Origin of the sequence: Rhizobium sp. Root149 (assembly GCF_001427345.1) — a bacterium.
Taxonomy (GTDB): Bacteria; Pseudomonadota; Alphaproteobacteria; order Rhizobiales; family Rhizobiaceae; genus Neorhizobium; species Neorhizobium rhizoryzae.
This window is the reverse complement of record NZ_LMGD01000024.1, coordinates 274,713-296,010: the sequence shown is the minus strand read 5'-3', so window position 1 is coordinate 296,010 and position 21,298 is coordinate 274,713. Positions and strand designations below refer to the sequence as shown.

Genomic DNA, 21,298 nt, shown 5'->3' with positions numbered 1-21,298 from the left:
TACAGCCACAATAACCCACCCAATTCAACAAAACCCAAGCCGCCAAAACAACCAGCAATCAGGCCAAAACAGCACCCTCCGCACCCGATGCGATCCCCTGTGCCGCTCCAGTTCCGTCTGGAGGAGAAAGAATTTGAATCTGCCCTTGCCCATCAACGATTAGTTGATTTAAAAACTCCACTTATTGTTTAGGGGGCAGTTGCCAACTTGGGGACGATGAACATGACCAATCTGAAAATTGGACGCAATGCGACCACGCGTAGGCTACTGGCTGCGGTGACCTTCTATGCCGCGCTTTCGACGATCGCTGCGCAGGCGGAGCAAAAGAAGGCTGAAGAGGCCGGTGTCGTTTTGCCTGAGGTGCTGGTGCAGGGTTCGACGTACCGGACGGACACGACTGAGAGTTATACGACGGATCTCATCAGTGTTGGCGACAAGGATACCCGCCCCCTCCGCGAGGTACCTCAATCGACGACGGTGCTGACCCGCGAACGGTTGAATGACGGAAATTATACATCGCTGGACACAGCACTGAAAGAAACACCCGGCGTTGTGGTTCTGTCGAATGACGAGGGGCGCTCCAGTCTTTACTCTCGCGGTTTCGAGTTTGACAGCTTCTACCTCAATGGCCTGCCGACCCCGCTTTCCAGTATCTACGGCACACAGCCAGATATGGTCATGGTCGATCACGTCGAAATTCTTCGTGGGCCATCCGGCCTGTTTGGCGGATCCGGAGAACCAAGCGGCGCAATCAACATGCGTCTGAAGCAAGCCTCGGATGTGCCACGGGTCAGCGTGGATGCGATCTATGGATCCTATGGCAACAAGCGTATCGAAGGTGATCTGACAGGGCCACTTGTCGAAAGCGGCGCTCTGCGGGGCCGCCTTGTGGGCGCACTGTCATCCAAGAACGGTTTTGTGGACGACACGTTCAACAAGGTGGGCGTGATTTACGGTACGCTACAGGCCGATATTGCGGAAGATACCACTGCGACGCTCTCAGTCAGCCATCAGGAACGCCGCATAAAGCCGTTCAACGGGCTGCCAACTCTCAGCGACGGAACACTGCTCAATCTGGATCGCTCCACATTCACCGGTGCGGACTGGAACTACTTCGACAACCGCGTAACCAACTATCTGGCAGAAGTAGAGCATCGGTTTGAGGATGGCGGTCACGCCAAGCTTTCCGCACTTTACTCCCGCGCAGATGTGGACTTTCTTTATGCCTACGCTGCTGGCGCTGCCAATAGTGCCGGTGTGGTGACGAGCGGCACCCGCTGGTTGGCGCGCGACTATCAGGAAGACTCGTTTGCCCTTGACGCGCATATCAGCCGCCCCTTCGAGCTTTTTGGCCTCGAGAACAACATCATAGCCGGCATCGATTATCGCGGTTCCGATAATTCGCTCTCCTCTGCGACAGGCGTGATCAGCGGCGCGCAGAGCCTCTACAACTGGAATACCGGTATCGCGCGCCCGCGCATCACCTTAAGCGCGCCATCGGAAACAGAGACTAGGCAGGCCGGGGTTTACGGTCAGTGGCGCATCAAACCAACAGACCAACTCACGTTGATCGGGGGCGGCCGCTTTACCTGGTTCGACAGCGAAACCGGCAACAGCAAAGTAAGCGCAAATGGAGAATTTACGCCTTACGCAGGCATCACTTACGATCTGACGAACTGGCTTACGGCGTATGGTAGTTTTACCGAAATTTTTCAGCCTCAATCCGTTACCAATGCTGCCGGCAACATTCTGGATCCTCGCACGGGCAAGCAGTATGAAGTTGGCCTGAAAGCAGAGGTTTTTGAGAATGCTAATGCCACGCTTGCCTACTTCAACTTGACGGACAAGAACAGGGCGGTTTCTGATCCCAATAACCTAAGCTACTATCTGGCGAACGGAGAAGCCAAATTACAAGGTCTGGAACTGGAGGTAAGCGGAACCATTCTGGATCGCTGGGAGGCAACTGCCGCATACACGTTCACTGACACGGAGTTCAAGAACACAAACCGCGCTGCGGGCTCTGAATTCTACACACCCGAGCACATGGTTCAGTTGTGGACAAAATACACGTTTGATGATCGCACGCCAGCGCTTGACGGCTTCTTCATCGGCGGCGGCGTGAAGATGTTCAGCTCATTCAAGAACGTTTCGCGAACTGCGGCCGGAGGAGCAACGAGCATTGAGGCACCCGGCTATGCTGTCTTCGATCTTCAGGCGGGCTACAAGTTCAACGAACATGTCACCGCAAGCCTGACGGTCAACAACGTGTTCGACAAGACCTATTATGAGCGCGTCGGCGGCAGCTCGGTCTTCAATTTCTACGGAGAACCGCGCACGGTGGTCCTGCGGGTCGGCACCACTTTCTAAGATCGCGTTGAGCTCGGCGGGATGACCGTCGAGCTCAACGCGCGGGTCGCGAATTCAGGCCGTTTTCTGTTGTGCAACGGTCTCATTCCGACCGTGATCATCGAGGATCAGAGTGCGCGCATCATCAGGTGTCAGCGGGCGAGAGAAGTGGAAGCCCTGAACATATTGAACGCCCATTTCGCGCAAGACTTCGAGTTCTGCTTCGCTCTCGACACCTTCAACGATGGCTCCGAGACCGAGTTCGCCACAGAGCGAAAGCATTGTCCGGATGATTTTCGCGCTTGCGGGTCGCTCATGCACTTCGGAAACGAAACTGCCGTCGATCTTGATCTTGGAAAGCGGCAGTTTGTGAACATGGTTCAGGCTCGAATAGCCTGTGCCGAAATCATCAAGAGAAATTCCGGCCCCCAATCGTTTCAGTAGCGTGATTGACTGGGTCGCCTGCTCGAAATCTCGGATGACAGCAGACTCCGTAATTTCAAAGTTGATGCGCTTGGCATCGAAGCTGGACTGCTCCACCAGTGCGACGATTTTCAGAATGCTATCAGGGCTCGCAAGATCCAGCGGCGAGAGATTGAAGGATAGGATAGCATTCTCAGGCCAGGACTTAGCCTCTTCAAGTGCCTGGCGAAGCAGAGTGCGGGTGATGAGACTGATCCGCCCGGTATGTTCTGCAATCGGTATGAATTCGGCTGGGGAAACTCGGCCAAGCCCGGGACTTCTCCACCGCGCCAAAGCCTCGAAGCCAATGCAATGATGTGCCTGGATATTGTAGATCGGTTGATATTCGAGTGTCAGTTCGCGGTCCAGATCGGCCGCCATCAACGCCTCTTCCACCTGCTTCTGACGATCGAGGGATTGAGCCTGTGCCGCATTGAAGATCACGACACCTGCGCGCTGATATCTTTTGGCTGTGTAGAGTGCATAATCGGCTCGCTCATAGAGATCCTGCCCGTCGCGACCCACATCCGGATAGATCGCAACACCCATTGAACCGGTCACCTGCACCGTGTTCCCGCCCACAGGCATTCTCTCCGCAATCGAACTGCAAAGCTGTTCGCCCAGACGGGTCAATCGTTCTTCGCTGCAATCTCCTGTACAGATCATGCCGAATTCATCACCGCCGAGGCGATAGAATGACAGATCGTCCTGCTCGAGTTCTTTAAGACGTCTTGCGACCTCGATGAGGACCTTATCGCCCGCGGCATGACCGTACATGTCATTGATCGGCTTGAAGCCATCGAGATCGATGACCCCGACGCAGATTGGTTTCGTGTTCCGTTCGGCCGTTCCGAACACCTCGGTCAGCACGTTGAAGAAATTTCTTCGGTTCGGTATTTCCGTCAAGCTATCCAGATTTGCCAGCCGGAGATTTTCGTCCGAGAGCGCCTGCAAAGCCTTTTGCTGTTCAAGAAGCACCAGCCTCGACTCGTTCAGCTGTCGGAAATCCCGATAATGAGTGACGACAATCGCAATCATCGCACCGGTTACAAGCGCTACGTTCACACCGGTTGCTATGAAGGTCGGCTCTCCTGTCAGGAACATGGCGACCATGAACGGAATATTGACGGTGACCGCCACAACGAGTGCAGCTGAACGCAGGTGCATAAGGCAAAAGATGATGCCGATCACGGTGATCGCCATGAAGAAGGCAACGTGTGCCTTCTGATAAGCATCGCCATAAGGAAGCAGGGAAATCGACCACCAGGTGCAGAACACCGCTATCGGCGCAGCCAGAATATTCGTAGAGCGGAGCTTGCGATAGGCGAAGTCCGGCGAAATCACCTTGTTTCGATAGGAAATCCACTGGGCCGCCCGGCGCACGCACAGGATCGCAAAGACAATGGGCAAACCTACAACCATCCAGAACGGTGCAGAACCCGCATGCGTCAGAGCGAGCGACGTCATGTTCACGAGAAGAATGAAGTAAAGCAGAGGAACCTGCTTTGATAGCGCCTCGAACTGAGAAACGTTCAATACCGGATTATGGTTCGGAACCTTCAACTCGCTGATGATTTTCGATGCGTATCGACGTAGCATTCGGGCTCTTTTCGGTAGGTCGTGTGGTGCATTTGTCTTTCAATATTTAGCACCCCTCCGTTAAACCGCAGATAACGATCAGTGCAAACCTGCGGATCACTACCCCCACAGATTGAATTCCTCGATTGTACTTAATAGATCCTAGCACCCGACCAACCGTCCAAAACGCCGCGAGATTGGTCTGACCTTTGACGATTTCATTTGAAGTTTTCTAGAATTCATCATACGTATTTGTGGAGTGGTGCGATTTGGTCACCCTAGCAGGATGGAAATCGTGGCAGTGGAACTGAAGACCGGTCGCAAGGGAAGCGGCTCCCTCGTCGCCAAGGTTGAGCAAAGCTTGAGAGATGCGATACTCGCAGGCAACTATGCTCCGGGCGATCGTCTGCCGAGCGAAATTGAATTGACGGAAACGCATGGTGTCAGTCGCACCGTCGTTCGTGAGGCCGTTACTGCCCTGCGCTGTGACGGCTGGGTGGATGTGCGCCAAGGTGCGGGCATCTTCGTGCTTGATCGTTCCACCATACCCCAGAAGTCGGAAACTCTTGATGGTGCCCGGCTCGCGTCAGATCTGGAAGTTCTAGAGGTTCGCACGCCCCTGGAGATCGAGGCGGCAGGGCTTGCGGCACTGCGCAGATCCCCTGCTCAGGAGGAATTGATTTTCGATTGTCATGCGGCGGTTTTGCGCTGCATCAACGAAAGCCGATCGATTCGTGAAGCAGACTTGGCGCTCCATCTTGCAATCGCTGCGGCAACAAACAATCCGCTGTTCACGCAGTTCCTGGAGCAGCAAGGCCAACATGCCATCCCGCAATCAAAGGTCGTTGCAGAACATCAAAATGACGAGCAGACTGCCTACAGACGGCTCATCCACAAGGAACACGAAGCTGTCGTTCTGGCTATATCTGATGCCGACGATCGAGCCGCCAGACTGGCAATGCAGAACCACCTTAGAGGCAGTCAGCTGAGATACCGAGACCTGTTGCGGGCGGCACGCGGCCTCGAACGCTCCTTTCCCTGACGCCCGCTGTTGTGCAATTCCAATGGAACCGACAGAGGTCATCCAGAGACCGATCGGTTAATGAACGCGGAACCCAACTTACGGCTGCGATTCGATTGGGGCTAGCATAGCCTCAGTTCCCCAGGCTTCGAACTGGGTCAATGCGGGAAACGGTGACGGATCGTCGGCCTTGATGAGATCATGCAGTTTCAGCCACTCGATCCGCCGTGGCTTCACGGCAAAACGTTGAGCCGATCCCGATTTTCCAAGCTCCAACTGCTCGGTTGATCCGTCGGAGAAGGTCACCGAGGCCTGCTTCCACCACGCATCATGGGGAAAATCGGCTCTGAGATAGAGCTTCAATTCATCGATACTCACTTCGCGACCGAAGTCGATTGTCAGCTCGGCTTGCGGATCCTGATTGATCCCCCAGCTGGTGAATGGCCACTTGCCATGGTCAGTATTTGCCTTCTCGCCATCGATCGCATTCCTAGCCGCAAAGGCTGCCTCTCCTCGTGTTTCGACATTTGCGGAGGCGTGCGGGTAAAGGGCATTGTTGGCGGCAGTATCGAGCGGATTGAACGCAAGATTCCGTCTCGTCACGATCTCTTCATGGGAGGCCTCACGCGCGAACAGCCGATGAATCTGCCCCGCAAAAGCAACGGGGGAAATTGTTTGTCCCTGCTGACCAAGAGGGAGAGGATAGGAATATTCTCGCTCACGCATGAAGAGAAGCGATGGAGCGATGGCTGCATCGAACGCAAGGAGCAGATAACCGGGCTCTGAAACGGTCAGACGAATGCAGTCGCCGGCCTCATATTCACCGCGATAGACGAGATTAAGTTCACCGTCCGATCCTGCTTGCGCTTTGGAACGGCCATTGATATCCATGATCGCGAGTGTGATGTGCATGTCGTTTTCCTCAGACGATACGGATGGTCAGTTCCGCGCCGACCACCGGCACGAGTGTTCGATAAAGGCGGGCGGGCCAAGCCTTTCTCAGGCGGGCATCCTCGATCTCGATTTCTTCGACCGTCGGCATTTCGCCGCCCGAGATCTCCAGTGTCGCAAGGCCAGGCAAGGTTACGAGGCCGCGCCTGACGAGAGGCCGCTGCTCCGTCATCAAAGATAGAACCGGCGTCCGACCGCATTCGTAACGATCGGCGAGTTCGATGAACCTGCCCTTGAACAGGCTCACACGGCGGGTGAAACGGCTTAACTGCGCCTCGGTCGGATAAGCTTCGGCAAGTTCCATGGTGAGGCTTGCCTGATCAGGGCCCAACACCGCTTCAACCTGTTTTGCCGCGAAGGTTTCTCCATCCTGCTGCATCACATCGCCGAATGTCGGCAGATTGTGGAAGGCGGACTGCATGGTCCAGATCTCGTATCGGCGGGGAGAGAATGTCTTGGCGGTATAGGTCTCGACGCCGATATCGATCAGAACGGGACGGCCATTCTTGTAAACGGTAAAGCTGCCGACATCGTTGTGGTTATGGCTTTCGCCGTTGCTACCTGCTTTTGCAGCAAGACAATAGCTGCCATCTCGCGCAATCATCAGGCCAATGCCGGGGAGGAAGACGTCTTCATGCACGACAGTCATCGCGGGCGTGCGCATGATCTCACCGTGAGTCTCCGCCGCTTGAAGCCGGTACCAGAGGTTCCATTCCTGCGGCATCAGACGGTCCGGATCGCACCGATAATCGGCGGCCGCAAAGGAACATAAAGCCTTGGAGCCAACAGCCTTGCCAAACAGATATTCGCGCGTGCCGCAGGGCGGCACCACTGCCGACGAGTCTGCAAAGTTGATGTAGTAGTTCTTCGAAACATGCATGTGGCGGATGAACTCCGCCATGTTTTGGATTTTCGGCTCTGACCACAGCGCGCCGATGAAACCATCGCCGACCTGCTGCAGGATTTGCATCGCACCGAACATGCACAAAGCAGCATGACGATAGTAGACGACACCCTCCTCACAGGCCCCGTCATCCGCATAATCCTTGACGAAGGCGTCGAGGCTGCCGAGTGCCTTCAGCGCAACCGAACGTCGAATGCGTTGGTCGGTCGGTAGCAGAAAGGCGGACAGGAGAACATTCTGCGTTATCCAGGCAGTCCAGTTGTTCATGCGCTCTTCGCCATGCCCCATCCACCAGAAGTGCTCTGACAGGTAAGGCGTGAGAATACGACGACCGACTTCCTCTTCGATCCTTAGACCGATTGCCGGGTCGACGGCGTCCAGTTGCTGTTTCAGAAGATGCCGAACGACACACAGGTTAGCAGCGGTTTCGGCTGCGAAGAGATCAATGATGGGACGGTCTGCGCGAGGCAAAGGCAGCCTTGCTCCACCGCGCACATAGGCGTTGTGTGCTGGCAATTGCCAGCCGCTCTCTTCACAGAGGAGGAAGATGCCATCGATGATCTGGTCCAGATATCGCCCGGATCCCGACGCCCATTCTGCAAGCACAAGATCATTCAGCTTGAGGCGGCGGCCAAAGTAGCGGTCTTCAAAGCGAGCACGGTTGCCGCTTGAGACATAGTCTCGGTAGTGGCTGGCCAGCAGTTCCGGCCAAGGCTTCGTCAATGCGGCGTCTCCCGCTACTTCCAAAACCCTACGGACCTCTGGATCAATCTCTTCGATCCCGCTCAGTGACAGATGCGGGGAAAAGTCTGCCAGATACTCCGGCAGCCGACTGCCAAATGCACTGAACATGCTCACGCGCGCTTGATCTCCTTGCTACTGATCATGTCCCTATCATACCTATTTTCGCTCATCCAGCAAATTTGTCTGATGTTATGTAAAGTTGTTTGACCAATGCAACGAGTGTGCTATGCAGAGGCCGGGAAGTTGATGGAAGTTGGGAGGAGTGCTGGTGGCAAGTCTGGATCCAGCAATATCTGGCGATGCGGCAAAACCCGTCAGGGTCCGCAGAAAGGTCCGCGTCGTGTCTCGGCGTCGCCGTCGCGTTGAGAATGCCCTTGTTGCGTATTCCTTCATTGCCCCAAACTTTCTGGGTTTTGCGGTCTTTACACTTGGCCCCATCCTTTTCGCGTTTGCGCTGGCTTTCATGCACTGGGACGGCTCAAACCCGATCAAGTTCGCCGGCCTGGATAATTTCTGGCGGCTGTTCGAAGATCGTGCGTTCATCGCAGCATTCTGGAACACGGTCGTTTACACCGTCGTCTCCGTCCCGCTCACCCTCGCCTGCGCGCTGGGTCTCGCAATGTTGCTGAACCAGAAGATCGTCGGCCGGGATTTCTTTCGAACTGCGATGTTCTTTCCCTATGTCGCATCGCTGGTCGCCGTTGCAGTCGTCTGGAACATGATCTTCAATCCGGAAATGGGTCCGGTGAACATGCTTCTCTATACGCTGGGGCTGGATCCGAAGGACATGCCGGGCTGGGCCGCTGACCGCCACTGGGCCATGGTCACGGTCATCCTTTTCGGCGTCTGGAAGAGTATGGGCTATTACATGGTCATCTACCTGGCCGGGCTTCAGGGCATCAATTCCGAGCTTTACGAGGCAGCGGGGCTGGACGGCGCGAATGCATGGCAGAAGTTCCGCCACGTCACATTGCCGCAACTGGCGCCGACCACCTTCTTCGTCACGGTGATGCTCACCATTCAGTCCTTCAAGGTGTTCGATCAGGTTTACATGATCACGCAGGGCGGCCCCGGTACATCAACCCTCGTTCTTGTCTATCACATCTACAACGAAGCCTTCATTTCCTGGGATCTCGGCTATTCCAGCATGATTGCGCTCGTCCTGTTCTTCCTGGTGCTGGCGGTAACCGTCATCCAGTTTCGCCGTCAGAAGGAGGATTGAGCCATGCGCAAGACAAAACGCCGGATCGATTTCTCGCGTATCGCCGTCTACGTCACGATCATCGCCATCACGATCATCATGCTGCTGCCCTTTGCATGGATGCTGTCCGCGTCCTTGAAGCTCAGCCGTGACGTCTTCGTGTTTCCGATCGAGTGGATCCCCTCGCAACCGCGCTGGGAGAACTACACGGAAATCTGGACGAAGATCCCGCTTGCGCTCTTCATCTACAACACATCGAAGCTGACGATCATCGTCACGTTGCTGCAATTGCTGACATCCAGTTTTGCCGCCTATGCCTTTGCGAAACTGCGCTTTCCCTACAAGAATACGCTGTTTCTCGGCTACATCGCGACGATCGCGATGCCATGGCAGGTCTATATGGTGCCGCAGTTCCTGCTGATGCGCGAGTTTGGTCTGAACAACACGCATCTGGCGCTCATCTGCCTGCAGGCCTTCACTGCCTTCGGCGTATTCTTGATGCGGCAGTTCTATATGTCTATCCCGGATGAACTTTGCGAAGCGGCTCGTATCGACGGCATGAACGAATACCAGATCTGGGCAAAGATCATGCTGCCGCTTTCCAAGCCCGCGCTCTCCACCCTGACGATCTTTACCTTCGTGACGACGTGGAACGACTTCCTTGGGCCGATGATCTACCTCACCAAGACTGAACTGAAGACAATCCAGATCGGTCTGCGCATGTTCATTTCGCAGTATTCTGCCGAGTACGGATTGATCATGGCCGCATCAGTTGTGGCCCTGATACCGGTGCTCATTGTCTTCCTGTCGCTGCAGCGCTTCTTCGTCGAAGGCGTCGCTTCGTCAGGTCTGAAAGGGTAATGTCCATGAACGCTCTCGCAACCGGCTCGCCTGCTCCGATCAAAGACGAAGAAGTCAATGCGGCACTCGATATTGCCGTCGCGCAGGTACGCCGCAATCTGCCGCAGTTTACCTATCAGGCGCAGAACCACTCCAGTGTCGGCAACATCTATCCGGCTGTTGCAAACGACCAGTGGACAGCTGGTTTCTGGCCGGGCGAAATCTGGTTAGCCTTTGAACATACAGGCGACAAGCTGTTCCAATATGCGGCGCAGATCCAGGTGCAGAGCTTCCTGCACCGCATCGAGAACCGGATCGAAACCGACCATCACGACATGGGGTTTCTCTATTCGCCCTCCTGCATTGCCGCTTGGAAGCTGGTAAAAGATGAAGACGGGCGCAGAGCCGCACTGATGGCCGCAGACCAATTGCTGGAGCGCTATCAACCGGTCGGCCAGTTCATCCAGGCCTGGGGCCGCAAAGGCAATCCAAAGGAATATCGCTATATTATCGATTGCCTGCTTAACCTGCCGCTTCTCTATTGGGCAAGTCAGCAGACGGGCGATCCGAAATATCGCGACATTGCGCTGCTGCATGCGAGAACGACACTTGCGAATTCGGTCAGAGCGGACGATTCCACCTATCACACCTTCTATATGGATCCGGAAACGGGAAAGCCCGTGCGGGGTGCCACCAAGCAGGGCTATAGCGACGATAGTTTCTGGGCGCGCGGGCAAGCTTGGGGCATTGCCGGAATGGCCCTCTCTTATCGCTATGAGCCCATTGCGGAATACAGGGAGGCGTTCGAACGTCTGCTGACATTCTATCTGAACCGTCTACCGGCTGACATGGTGCCCTATTGGGATCTGATCTTCACGGACGGAGATGCAGAACCGCGCGATAGCTCATCGGCATCCATTGTTGCCTGCGGCCTTCTGGAAATGGCCGAACTTGTCGATGCAGACGATGCGGCTCGCTACCGCGATCTCGCACGGCGGATGATGAAGAGCCTGGTTGATCACTACGCGGTCAAGGATCCGTCTCAGTCCAATGGGCTCGTCCTTCACGGCACCTATTCAAAAAAGACCCCGCACAACACCTGCCGTGGCGAAGGCGTCGATGAGTGCGTGTCCTGGGGCGATTATTATTTCATGGAAGCGTTGACGCGTCTTTCGCGCAACTGGTCTTCCTACTGGTGAGGGCCGAAGGGCAGATGGCAAGCATTTCTTTGAAGAAACTGAACAAGACCTTTGGCGCGCTGACCGTCGTACACGACATCGATCTGGAGATCGCCGACAAGGAGTTCATCATTCTGGTCGGCCCTTCGGGATGCGGCAAGTCGACCACTCTGCGCATGATCGCAGGGCTGGAGGAAATCTCGGGTGGCGAACTCATCATCGGCGATGACCTGATGAATGATGTGCCCTCCAAGGATCGCGACATCGCGATGGTCTTTCAGAACTATGCGCTCTATCCGCATATGACCGTCTATAAGAACATGGCGTTCGGTCTCGAACTCAGGAAGGCTCCCAAGGACGAGATCGACCGCAAGGTGCAGGAGGCGGCAAAGATTCTCGATATCAGTCATCTTCTAAACCGGAAGCCGAAGGCCTTGTCGGGCGGCCAGCGCCAGCGTGTGGCATTGGGCCGTGCCATGGTGCGCAATCCGGAGGTCTTCCTGCTGGATGAGCCGCTCTCCAACCTCGATGCCAAGCTTCGCGGCACGATGCGCGCTGAAATCAGCAAGCTGCATAAGCGACTGAATGCCACGTTCATTTACGTCACTCACGACCAGGTCGAGGCCATGACCATGGCCGACCGCATCGTGGTGATGAAGGACGGGCATATCCAGCAGGTGGATACGCCGCAGAACCTCTATGACCGGCCAATCAACATGTTCGTGGCAGGCTTCATCGGCGCACCGCAGATGAACATGTTACCCAGCACCATCCGAAAGGATGGAGAGCGGCTGGTCGCGGTTTTCAACGATCATGTCCTGCCACTTCCAGTAAGCTTTGATCGGGCGCGGATCGAACCCTATGTTGGCAAAGAGATCATTCTCGGAATTCGACCGGAAAACTTCCACGAACTTGCGCCGGGCGATATCGATCCGGCCAATACTGCCCCCTTCTCGGCAACCGTCGAACTGGCGGAACCCATGGGCTCGGAGGTGCATCTCAATCTCATCGCCGGCGGGCAGAACATGATCGCGCGCGTGTCGCCGCGTTTTAAAGCGCGATTGGGCGAAGAGGTGCGGCTGACTGCAGACATGACCAATGCGCAGCTTTTCGACCCGCAGACTCAGGTTTCAATCCTGTACTAGGAGCAGATAACACCATGGCCGTTCAATGGCTGCAAAACTACTGGACGAAGGAAGGCGCGGGCATCCCAAAAGATGCGCCGAAACGCACCGGCCTCGCCCTGTTTGCAGAAATTCTCGGCCGCGAGTGGTGGGAGATGGTGAAGCTCAACATCCTGTTCCTGCTGACATCTCTTCTGGTGGTCACGATCCCGGCAGCGATCTTTGCGATGGCGAGTGTTTCCCGTGCCTTCGTGGAAGACCGGAACGTTTATCTTTTGCGGGACTACCTGGATGCGCTGAGAGCTTATTGGTTGAGAGCGTCAGTCTGGGCTATCGTTACAAGCGCAGTGCTGGGCCTTTGCGCCTATGCAGTCCGGACCTACGCATCCTACGCGGCAACAGATCTCGCCTATGCAGCACCTCTTACGGTCAGCCTGTCCGTTACACTGTTCGTGGCGATGATGACATGTCAGTTTATCGTGATTTCCGTCATCGAAAGCCGCTCTGTCTTGTCTACGATCCGTCTCTCGGCGCTTGCCATTCTGCTCACGCCGCTGCCGCTCGTCGGCGCGCTTCTGTTCGTCGGCGCACTTTGGCTCGCCCACATCCTGCTTTACCCGGTCTCGGTCTTCATGCCTGCGGCCATAAATTTTTCGCTCGGAATGTTCGCCATCGTCTTTGGCGCACATGGAGCCGCAATGCACGCGCTTGCCCTGTCGAAGGACAGGAACGGTTCATGAAATACAGGTGTTGCAGAAGCAACGCCTGAACCAGACACGATCAGGGAAGGAGATCAGAATGGTTCTGGAACAGTTGGGGAGAACATTGAAGCTCGCGGCCACCGGCCTGGGGCTTGCGACGCTTTTGGCAGGCACGGCGCTTGCGCAATCTGCACCGGTGACGCTGAAATGGGCGCTGTGGGACTGGGACAAGGTCGCCTACTACAAACCATTGATCGAGGCGTTCCAGCAGAAGAACCCGAACATCAAGGTCGAGCCGGTCGATCTCGGCTCCCAAGACTATCCGCAGATGGTGTCTACACAGTTGACCGGGGGCTCCAAGGACCTCGACATCGTGACCATCAAGGATGTGCCCGGCTACGCCAACCTCGTTCGGGCCAATACCATCACGGATCTCAGCGCCTTCATCAAGGATGAGAAGATTGATCCCGCACCGTTCGGTGGCTTGCTGCAGGAATTGACGGTCGACGGGAAGATCTATTCCATCCCGTTCCGCTCGGATTTCTGGATCGTCTACTACAACAAGGACATTTTCGACAAAGCAGGCGTTCCCTATCCGACCAATGACTGGACCTGGAAGCAGTTTGACGAGACGGCTTTGAAGCTTACGGGCGGCATGGGCGTCAACAAGACCTATGGCGCGCTTCTGCACACCTGGCGTTCGACGGTACAGCTTCCGGGCATTCAGGATGGAAAGCACACCGTAACCGGTGGTGAATACGAGTTCCTCAAGCCTTGGTACGAGCGCGCGCTGGCGCTGCAGAAGGCTGGAGCCGTACCGTCCTATGCGCAGTTGAAGACCTCCAACACGCATTATTCGGCTCTGTTCTTCAACGGCACCGTCGGCATGCTGCCCATGGGCACTTGGTTCATCGGCACGCAGATTGCCAAGGTGAAGTCCGGTGAATCCAAGGCCAAGAACTGGGGTATCGTCAAGTTCCCGCATCCGGAAGGCGTTGCAGCCGGCACGACGGCTGCGCAGATCTCGGGCCTCTCCGTCAACAAGAACTCGGATCACCAGAAGGAGGCTCTGGCCTTCATCAAGTTCGTCACCGGAGCGGAAGGCTCTGCGATCGTGGCATCGACCGGCACTCTGCCTGCCATGCGCACCGGCGACGTAGCTGCCAAGATCACGTCGCTTCCCGGCTTCCCGCAGGACCAGAACAGCAAGGATGCGCTACAGTCCGGCAAGTCCTATCTCGAAATGGCAGTCAACCCGAATGCCGCCAAGATCGAAGTGGTTCTGAACCGCGCCCATGATGCAATCATGACCGACAACATGTCGATTGCCGACGGCATCAAGGAGATGAACGAAGGCGTAAAGGCCATCAAGTAAGGCCCGATCAAACCCAGCCGCGGAGTAGTTCTCCGCGGCTGGTGAAACAATCGCAGACTGGAATTCTTGCCGTGCCTCATCCCCTGCTCCGCGCCAATCCGCTCCATGGCAATCCCCTTCAAACCCGCCAGGATGTGGCAAACGCGCTGATCGACCTGTTCGAGCCGCTCTTGCCCTACTTCTCGGAAGGCGGCGCGCGCGTCACTTTAAGTGCAGCAGGCGCCATCTTCGATCACCCGGCGGCAGATCTGGAAGGCTTCGCGCGCCCGCTCTGGGGCATCGTGCCCTTTGCGGCAGGTGGAGGGGAATTTGCGTACTGGGATCTCTACCGATGCGGCCTCGTCAACGGCATGGATCCCGATCACCCCGAATATTGGGGCGATGTATCCGACCGGAATCAGAGACTTGTTGAACTCGCCGCAATCGGGTTCGGGCTGGCGCTCGTGCCGCACCATCTCTGGGCCCCTCTGGACAAGCGCGGCAAGGACATCGTGTCCAGTTACCTCCTGAAGGCACGGGAACGAGACTATGTCGACAACAACTGGAAATTCTTCCGTGTTCTTGTCGATCTTGGCCTGGAGAAAATTGGCATAGATTTCGACAAAACGAAGACCGAAGCCTATCTGGAAGAGTTGGAAGCCTTCGACATCGGGGATGGCTGGTATCGGGATGGGCCTGTCCGTCGTGTCGACCACTACATTCCCTTTGCCATGCATTATTATGGGCTTATCTATGCCGTTCTTGCCAACGGAGATGATCAGCGAAAGGCGAGGATCATCGCCCGCGCAGGGCGCTTCACACAGGATATTCGCAACTGGTTCGGGCCGGATGGTTCCGCGCTCGCATTTGGTCGCAGCCAGACCTATCGCTTTGCGCAAGGCGGCTTCTGGGCCGGACTCGCCTTTGCAAATATTGAAGCCCTGCCCTGGGGCCAGATCAAAGGCTATTACCTCCGTCACCTTCGCTGGTGGTCTAAGCTTCCGATCGCAGATCGCGATGGCATTCTGTCCGTCGGCTACGGCTATCCTAATCTTCTGATGAGCGAGAGCTACAACTCCGCCTGCTCGCCCTATTGGGCACTCAAGTTCTTCCTGCCTCTGGCTCTGCCGGCTAGTCATCCCTTCTGGGCCGCGACCGAAGAGGAAGCCCCAGCTTGCGACGATGTCGTAGCGCTGGAAAAGCCTGGCATGGTAGCCATGCATCAACCGGACAATATCGTGGTTCTGGCGACCGGCCAGGAGCATGACAAGATGCGGGGCTCGAACGAGAAATATTCGAAGTTCGCCTATTCAACACGCTACGGCTTCAACATCGAAGCCAACGACAGGCACTTCGATGCGGCGAGCTTCGACAACATGCTTGGCCTATCCGACGACGGCGTGCATTTCCGCATGCGGGAAACCTTGGAAGACGCGCTGATCGCTGATCATGTTCTCTATTCGCGCTGGAAAGCATGGAGCGATGTCGAGGTAGAGACCTGGCTCATTCCGCGCAACCCGTGGCATCTGCGCGTACACCGCCTGACCACACCACGCAATCTTTTCACGGCGGAGGGTAGTTTCCCGATTCAGCGTGCCGATTTCAATCGCGATACGATGGTCGAGACGGAAAACTCAGCCATCTGGTATGGCCAGACCGATACAAGCCTGATCATTGATCGCGGTTCGTCGGTCAAACGAGCGGGCAAGGCACAGCTGGCCATTGCCAATACCAATCTGATCTGGGCGCGCACACTGGTGCCGCAACTACGTGCAAGTGTCCCGGCAGGTACATCCACCCTTGCCTCGGCAATCCTGGCTATGCCCAATCACGCCTGGAAGGCCGAATATCTGACCAATCTGCCAGCAATGCCGACAATTGAGCAACTCGAACAACTGGTTAGGGACAAAGGCCGGAAGATTGCGGCCTTCGATCTCTGATCAGCGACTCGCGGCCTGCTGCAACACACGTTCGATGGAGAGACCGACTGAGAGAATCTGACGGTCACGCATCTCCGTTCCCGCGATCATCAGGCCTGAGGGAGCTTCATCGCCCTGATGCATCGGAACGGAGAGTGCACATCCATCGAGAAAATTGATCATGGTCGGGTTGCGAAGGATGAGACCATTGGCCGCGAAGAACTTCGCATCGTCATTGATAAGCGGCTGGATTGCAGGGGCAATCACCGGCACCGTCGGCATGATCATTGCATCGAATCCGTGAACCTTCTGCAAGACGCGGCGCTTCCATGCAGCCCGTGTCTCGAGAGAGCGAATGTAATCGGCGGCGCTCAGTTCCCCTCCGCGGGTAATCCGCAGCTTGACGCGGGGGTCATAGTTTTCAGCCGCTCGGGAAATAAGCTCACGGTGCCAGGCAAAAGCTTCGGCAGCGACCATGTTGCCGCGCGCATAGATATCGGCAACTTCGGAAAACTCTTCCAGGCCGATTTCGCTGATGATCGCACCTGCATCGGACAGTAAGTCCAGCGTTCGGGAGAAGGCTCGTGAGACCGTTTCGTCCATGTCGGACAGGACGATCGTCTGCGGAACAGCAAGTCGCAAACCCTTGATCGGGGCTTCCACCGGAACGTCCAGGCCGTCTCCGGAAATGATACTGTCGATGATGGCACAGCAGGTCACACTGGCCGCCAGAGGTCCGATTGAATCAAGGGATGTCGAAAGCGGCACCACGCCTTGCGCAGAAACCCGGCGCGCAGTGGGCTTGAACCCGGTCAGTCCGCACAGCGCGGATGGAATCCGGATAGAGCCACCCGTATCCGTTCCGATTGCCGCGACGGCCATCCCGTCCGTCACGGAAATCGCGGCACCCGACGAAGAGCCACCCGATACCCGCCCCGTGTCCCGGTCGTAAGGATTGCGCGGCGTCCCGTAATGCGGATTGATGCCTATGCCTGAAAAGGCAAATTCGCTCATGTTGGTCGTGCCGGTGATCACCGCCCCGGCGGCGATGAGGCGCTGTACAACCGGCGCAATTTCCTGCGCTGCGGGGGCATCCTTCAGCGCGATGCTACCCGCAAGCGTCGTTTCACCAGCGATATCGAACAGATCCTTGACCGATATCGGGACACCCTCAAGGGGTGATCGCTTGATACCTGCCGTTCTCAGCGTATCCGAAGCCTCGGCCAGCTTCACGGCTCGCTGATCGTTGCGGCGGATGTACACCCGAACTCCTTCGCCTGCCGGATCATTGATCCGCGCGAGTGTCTCTTTGGTCAGCGTACTCGACGATACGATCCCACGATCCAGGGCCTCGGCGGTTTCGACGACGGTAGGATATCTGGACATGAATGCTCCGCAGCTGACGTTTTGAGGTCTACCGATTCATTAGCCGCCTGCAATACAAATTCAAAGCTTTATCGCAGCATCGGACGTAGTTCTGCAGCGATCCTTTGCAACGGACGAAGGAAGCGGTCCGCCATCTCATCCGCCGCGATTTGCGCTGCCGGCGCCCCGATGTTGACGGCTGCGACCACCCTGCCCTTGGCATCGTGAAGCGGCACCGCGAGAGAGCACAGGCCCAGTTCCAGTTCCTGGTTGATCACCGCATATCCCTGACCCCGTACTCTCTGTAGCTCCGCCATGATCTCGTCGGGTTCCGTCATCGTGTGTGGCGTGTTCTTCGTCCTGGGACATTGCTCCAGCAGAGTTCTGGCCTGATCCGGCGGCATGGACGCCAGCAGAACACGCCCCATGGACGCGCAATAGGCCGGGAGTCTGCTGCCTGCTGTCAGATTGATGGACATGACCCTTCTCTGGGAGGCTCGGGCGATATAGACCACCTCCCAGCCGTCCAGAACGCTGACGGATGCGCTTTGACCAACCTCTTCTGAAAGCCTGTCGAGAAACGGCTGAACGATGTTGGGCATGGGCGTTGCAGACAAATAGGCATGGCCGAGCCGCAAAATTCGCGGCGTCAGACTGAAGAACTTGCCGTCATAATCGGCATAGCCAAGCTCCGACAATGTGAGCAGGCAGCGGCGTGCGGTTGCGCGGTCGAGGGCCGTGATCTTCGAAACGTCAGCTATGGAAAGCTTGGGCGTATTTTCGCCAAACGCTTCGATCACGCGCAGGCCTTTGGCGAAGCCACCCATCAGATCCGTATCAGCCACCGCCATATCCCTCCGCTACAGTTTGCTCACATTGTGCGATAATCGAACAAATGTCAAATAACGCACAAATTGTTTGACGCATGCTGGCGAAAGGCGCTTACTGCGCCGCGAAGAGGAGCATGGGAGTCTCTCAAAATGGACAAGACAATTCGGAGCGCGGCAGAAGCCGTCTCCAAGATAATGGACGGCGCAACCGTCATGATCGGCGGTTTTGGTGGTTCTGGCGCGCCGATCGAACTCATTCACGCGCTGATTGACCACGGTCCGAAGAACCTGACCGTCATCAACAACAATGCTGGCAATGGACGGATCGGCATCGCCGCGATGATTGATGCAGGCATGGTCAAAAAGATGATCTGCTCGTTCCCGCGCTCCTCCGATCCGCGCGCCTTCACAGATCGCTATCTCGCGGGCGAGATCGAGCTCGAGCTGGTGCCGCAGGGGACCCTTGCAGAGCGAATCCGCGCTGGTGGCGCAGGCATCCCGGCTTTCTACACCCCCACGGGTTACGGCACCGAACTGGCCGACGGCAAGGTGATCGCGGAATTCGAAGGGCGTCACTATGTGCAGGAGCGCTGGCTGAAGGCCGATTTCGCAATTGTGAAGGCGGAACTCGGCGATGTTCACGGCAACCTGACTTACAACAAGGCAGGACGAAACTTTAACCCCCTGATGTGCATGGCAGCCAGGACGACAATCGCTCAGGTGTCCAAAATTGTGGAAGCAGGCGGCATCAATCCGGAGCATGTCGTCACACCGGGCATCTTCGTGAACGGCGTTGTGGAAATCGCCGACCCGCAACAGGAAGAAGTTCTGATCCGCGCAGGAGTTGCATACGCATGACCCTCGACACACGCGAAGACATCAAGCTTTCCAACGCGCAGATTGCATGGCGCGCTGCACAGGACATCGAAGACGGCGCCTATGTAAATCTCGGCATCGGCTTTCCAGAAATGGTTGCCCGTTTCCAGCCGCCCGGACGCGAAGCGATCTTTCACACCGAGAACGGAATCCTCAATTTTGGCGAAGCCCCTGCTGCCGGTGAGGAAGACTGGGATCTCATCAACGCTGGCAAGAAAGCCGTAACGCTGAAGCCGGGTGCAGCCTTTTTCCACCACGCGGACAGTTTCGCCATGGTACGCGGCGGTCACCTCGATGTCGCCATCCTCGGCGCCTATCAGGTCGCCCAGAATGGTGATCTCGCAAACTGGCGTGTCGGGTCCAAGGGCGTTCCGGCCGTTGGCGGGGCCATGGATCTCGTGCACGGTGCCAAGCAGGTTTTCGTCATCACCGAACATGTCACGAAAGACGGCAAGCCGAAGCTGGTCGACAAGTGCACATTTCCGCTCACCGGTGTCGGCTGCATCACGCGGATTTACACCAGCCATGCGGTGATCGACGTGAAAGATGGTCACTTTGTCGTTCGCGAAAAGCTGGCTGACATGACGATGGATGAGCTTCAGGCCATGACAGGAGCACCGCTCCATACGGATGGTCCTGTGGCCGACCTCGTCGTCCCGCAAGTGTAAGGAGCATGCCAATGACCGACGCATTTATCTGCGATTACATTCGCACGCCGATCGGCCGCTTCGGCGGTTCCCTTTCCTCGGTTCGTGCGGATGATCTCGGCGCCGTGCCGCTGAAAGCCCTGATGGAACGCAACCCCTCCATCGATTGGGAAGCGGTGGATGATGTCATTTTCGGCTGCGCCAATCAGGCCGGTGAAGACAATCGCAACGTCGCCCGCATGTCGCTTCTCCTTGCCGGTCTTCCGGTGAGCGTCACGGGTACAACGATCAACCGCCTCTGTGGTTCAGGCATGGATGCGGTGATCACAGCTGCCCGAGCCATCAAGTCCGGCGAGGCCGAATTGATGATAGCCGGCGGCGTCGAGAGCATGAGCCGCGCGCCCTTCGTCATGCCCAAGGCGGAAACCGCCTTTTCCCGCAACGCGGAGATCTACGATACGACCATTGGCTGGCGCTTCGTGAACCCGTTGATGAAGAAGCAGTATGGCGTCGATTCCATGCCGGAAACGGGTGAGAATGTTGCCTTAGACTTCAATATCAGCCGCGAAGATCAGGATGCGTTTGCCGTGCGCAGCCAGAACAAGGCCGCAGAAGCGCAAGGCAATGGGCGTCTGGCGAAGGAAATCACGCCGGTTACCATTCCGCAGCGCAAGGGCGATCCGGTGATCGTTGCAAAGGACGAACATCCCCGCGCAACGACAATTGAAACGCTGGCGAAACTGCCGACGCCATTCAAGAAGGAAGGCGGCACTGTCACGGCTGGCAATGCTTCTGGTGTGAACGATGGTGCGGCGGCGCTGATCATCGCGTCTGAAGCGGCGATCAAGAAATTTGGTCTTCGCCCAATCGCTCGAATTGTAGGCGGTGGCACCGCTGGCGTTCCTCCGCGTATCATGGGCTTTGGCCCGGCACCGGCCTCCGCAAAGCTCCTCGCGCGCCTTGGTTTAACGCAACAGCAGATGGACGTCATCGAACTCAACGAGGCCTTCGCAAGCCAAGGTCTGGCGACCCTTCGTCATCTGGGCATCGCGGACGACGATGCACGCGTGAACCGCAATGGCGGTGCAATCGCACTCGGACATCCGCTTGGCATGTCCGGAGCCCGCATCGTGGGTACAGCCGCCATCGAACTGCATGAAACCGGCGGCCGCTATGCGCTTTCAACGATGTGCATCGGCGTCGGTCAAGGGATTTCCACGATCATCGAACGGGTTTGATCGGGGAAGGCGCGATCGG

General features: G+C 56.7%; 18 protein-coding genes. 13 read left to right on the top strand and 5 right to left on the bottom strand.

Annotation, left to right across the window (positions count from 1 at the left end; translation table 11 throughout):
- Together ASD54_RS27095 and ASD54_RS24380 are read left to right on the top strand one after the other, a co-directional pair.
- Positions 1-192: hypothetical protein (locus tag ASD54_RS27095; RefSeq protein WP_210170898.1), on the top strand; the 192-nt coding region annotated here is incomplete at its 5' end.
- Between the two features lie 30 nt (positions 193-222).
- Positions 223-2,367 carry a TonB-dependent siderophore receptor gene (locus ASD54_RS24380; protein WP_062557172.1) on the top strand — a complete coding sequence of 715 codons (2,145 nt, stop codon included), beginning with the start codon at positions 223-225 and terminating at the stop codon, positions 2,365-2,367.
- 54 nt (positions 2,368-2,421) lie between these two features.
- Here the strand turns inward: ASD54_RS24380 and ASD54_RS24375 are convergent, their stop codons facing one another.
- Entirely contained in the window at positions 2,422-4,407 is a 1,986-nt protein-coding gene (locus ASD54_RS24375; protein ID WP_062557171.1) for an EAL domain-containing protein, read from the bottom strand.
- A gap of 274 nt (positions 4,408-4,681) precedes the next feature.
- On the opposite strand from ASD54_RS24375, the gene ASD54_RS24370 reads away from it, so the two are divergent.
- Positions 4,682-5,428 carry a FadR/GntR family transcriptional regulator gene (locus tag ASD54_RS24370; RefSeq protein WP_348272051.1) on the top strand — a complete coding sequence of 249 codons (747 nt, stop codon included), beginning with the start codon at positions 4,682-4,684 and terminating at the stop codon, positions 5,426-5,428.
- A gap of 78 nt (positions 5,429-5,506) precedes the next feature.
- On the opposite strand, the gene ASD54_RS24365 is transcribed toward ASD54_RS24370, so the two are convergent.
- Together ASD54_RS24365 and ASD54_RS24360 are read right to left on the bottom strand one after the other, a co-directional pair.
- Entirely contained in the window at positions 5,507-6,319 is an 813-nt protein-coding gene (locus tag ASD54_RS24365; protein WP_062557169.1) for a discoidin domain-containing protein, read from the bottom strand.
- A 10-nt stretch (positions 6,320-6,329) separates the two neighbouring features.
- A complete protein-coding gene (locus tag ASD54_RS24360; RefSeq protein WP_062557168.1) occupies positions 6,330-8,114 on the bottom strand; it encodes a heparinase II/III family protein in 1,785 nt (594 codons plus the stop codon).
- A 169-nt stretch (positions 8,115-8,283) separates the two neighbouring features.
- Between ASD54_RS24360 and ASD54_RS24355 the strand changes: the two genes are divergently transcribed.
- The 7 genes from ASD54_RS24355 (at position 8,284) to ASD54_RS24325 (ending at position 16,344) form a co-directional block, all read left to right on the top strand.
- Positions 8,284-9,228 carry a sugar ABC transporter permease gene (locus ASD54_RS24355; protein WP_062557203.1) on the top strand — a complete coding sequence of 315 codons (945 nt, stop codon included), beginning with the start codon at positions 8,284-8,286 and terminating at the stop codon, positions 9,226-9,228.
- Positions 9,229-9,231: 3 nt separating this feature from the next.
- Positions 9,232-10,068, top strand: a complete 837-nt coding sequence (locus tag ASD54_RS24350; RefSeq protein ID WP_062557167.1) for a carbohydrate ABC transporter permease — start codon at positions 9,232-9,234, stop codon at positions 10,066-10,068.
- Positions 10,069-10,073: 5 nt separating this feature from the next.
- Positions 10,074-11,246 (top strand): glycoside hydrolase family 88 protein, encoded by a 1,173-nt coding sequence (locus ASD54_RS24345; RefSeq protein ID WP_062557202.1) that lies wholly within the window; start codon positions 10,074-10,076, stop codon positions 11,244-11,246.
- A gap of 14 nt (positions 11,247-11,260) precedes the next feature.
- Positions 11,261-12,370, top strand: coding sequence for an ABC transporter ATP-binding protein (locus ASD54_RS24340; protein WP_062557166.1), 1,110 nt, complete (start codon positions 11,261-11,263; stop codon positions 12,368-12,370).
- 14 nt (positions 12,371-12,384) lie between these two features.
- Entirely contained in the window at positions 12,385-13,089 is a 705-nt protein-coding gene (locus ASD54_RS24335; RefSeq protein ID WP_062557165.1) for a DUF624 domain-containing protein, read from the top strand.
- Positions 13,090-13,147: 58 nt separating this feature from the next.
- Positions 13,148-14,425, top strand: a complete 1,278-nt coding sequence (locus tag ASD54_RS24330) for a sugar ABC transporter substrate-binding protein (protein ID WP_062557164.1) — start codon at positions 13,148-13,150, stop codon at positions 14,423-14,425.
- 71 nt (positions 14,426-14,496) lie between these two features.
- Positions 14,497-16,344 carry a DUF2264 domain-containing protein gene (locus ASD54_RS24325; protein ID WP_062557201.1) on the top strand — a complete coding sequence of 616 codons (1,848 nt, stop codon included), beginning with the start codon at positions 14,497-14,499 and terminating at the stop codon, positions 16,342-16,344.
- Here ASD54_RS24325 and ASD54_RS24320 read toward each other — a convergent pair whose 3' ends face one another.
- Entirely contained in the window at positions 16,345-17,709 is a 1,365-nt protein-coding gene (locus tag ASD54_RS24320; RefSeq protein ID WP_062557163.1) for an amidase, read from the bottom strand.
- Between the two features lie 68 nt (positions 17,710-17,777).
- Entirely contained in the window at positions 17,778-18,533 is a 756-nt protein-coding gene (locus ASD54_RS24315; protein ID WP_062557200.1) for an IclR family transcriptional regulator, read from the bottom strand.
- A 135-nt stretch (positions 18,534-18,668) separates the two neighbouring features.
- On the opposite strand from ASD54_RS24315, the gene ASD54_RS24310 reads away from it, so the two are divergent.
- From ASD54_RS24310 to pcaF, 3 genes are read left to right on the top strand one after another with little or no spacing between them, the layout of a single operon-like run.
- A complete protein-coding gene (locus tag ASD54_RS24310) occupies positions 18,669-19,376 on the top strand; it encodes a 3-oxoacid CoA-transferase subunit A (RefSeq protein ID WP_062557162.1) in 708 nt (235 codons plus the stop codon).
- Complete coding sequence (locus ASD54_RS24305; protein WP_062557161.1) at positions 19,373-20,062, top strand: CoA transferase subunit B; 690 nt, start codon at positions 19,373-19,375, stop codon at positions 20,060-20,062. The genes ASD54_RS24310 and ASD54_RS24305 overlap by 4 nt, the downstream gene beginning before the upstream one ends.
- A gap of 11 nt (positions 20,063-20,073) precedes the next feature.
- A complete protein-coding gene (pcaF, locus tag ASD54_RS24300; protein WP_062557160.1) occupies positions 20,074-21,279 on the top strand; it encodes a 3-oxoadipyl-CoA thiolase in 1,206 nt (401 codons plus the stop codon).
- Positions 21,280-21,298: the final 19 nt, after the last annotated feature.

Excerpts from the sequence above, each read along its gene's own strand:
- ASD54_RS24380 (WP_062557172.1), top strand. The coding sequence starts at position 223 with ATGACCAATCTGAAAATTGGACGCAATGCGACCACGCGTAGGCTACTG.
- ASD54_RS24375 (WP_062557171.1), bottom strand. The coding sequence starts at position 4,407 with ATGCTACGTCGATACGCATCGAAAATCATCAGCGAGTTGAAGGTTCCG.
- ASD54_RS24365 (WP_062557169.1), bottom strand. The coding sequence starts at position 6,319 with ATGCACATCACACTCGCGATCATGGATATCAATGGCCGTTCCAAAGCG.
- ASD54_RS24360 (WP_062557168.1), bottom strand. The coding sequence starts at position 8,114 with ATGTTCAGTGCATTTGGCAGTCGGCTGCCGGAGTATCTGGCAGACTTT.
- ASD54_RS24350 (WP_062557167.1), top strand. The coding sequence starts at position 9,232 with ATGCGCAAGACAAAACGCCGGATCGATTTCTCGCGTATCGCCGTCTAC.
- ASD54_RS24345 (WP_062557202.1), top strand. The coding sequence starts at position 10,074 with ATGAACGCTCTCGCAACCGGCTCGCCTGCTCCGATCAAAGACGAAGAA.
- ASD54_RS24340 (WP_062557166.1), top strand. The coding sequence starts at position 11,261 with ATGGCAAGCATTTCTTTGAAGAAACTGAACAAGACCTTTGGCGCGCTG.
- ASD54_RS24335 (WP_062557165.1), top strand. The coding sequence starts at position 12,385 with ATGGCCGTTCAATGGCTGCAAAACTACTGGACGAAGGAAGGCGCGGGC.
- ASD54_RS24330 (WP_062557164.1), top strand. The coding sequence starts at position 13,148 with ATGGTTCTGGAACAGTTGGGGAGAACATTGAAGCTCGCGGCCACCGGC.
- ASD54_RS24320 (WP_062557163.1), bottom strand. The coding sequence starts at position 17,709 with ATGTCCAGATATCCTACCGTCGTCGAAACCGCCGAGGCCCTGGATCGT.
- ASD54_RS24310 (WP_062557162.1), top strand. The coding sequence starts at position 18,669 with ATGGACAAGACAATTCGGAGCGCGGCAGAAGCCGTCTCCAAGATAATG.
- ASD54_RS24305 (WP_062557161.1), top strand. The coding sequence starts at position 19,373 with ATGACCCTCGACACACGCGAAGACATCAAGCTTTCCAACGCGCAGATT.
- pcaF (WP_062557160.1), top strand. The coding sequence starts at position 20,074 with ATGACCGACGCATTTATCTGCGATTACATTCGCACGCCGATCGGCCGC.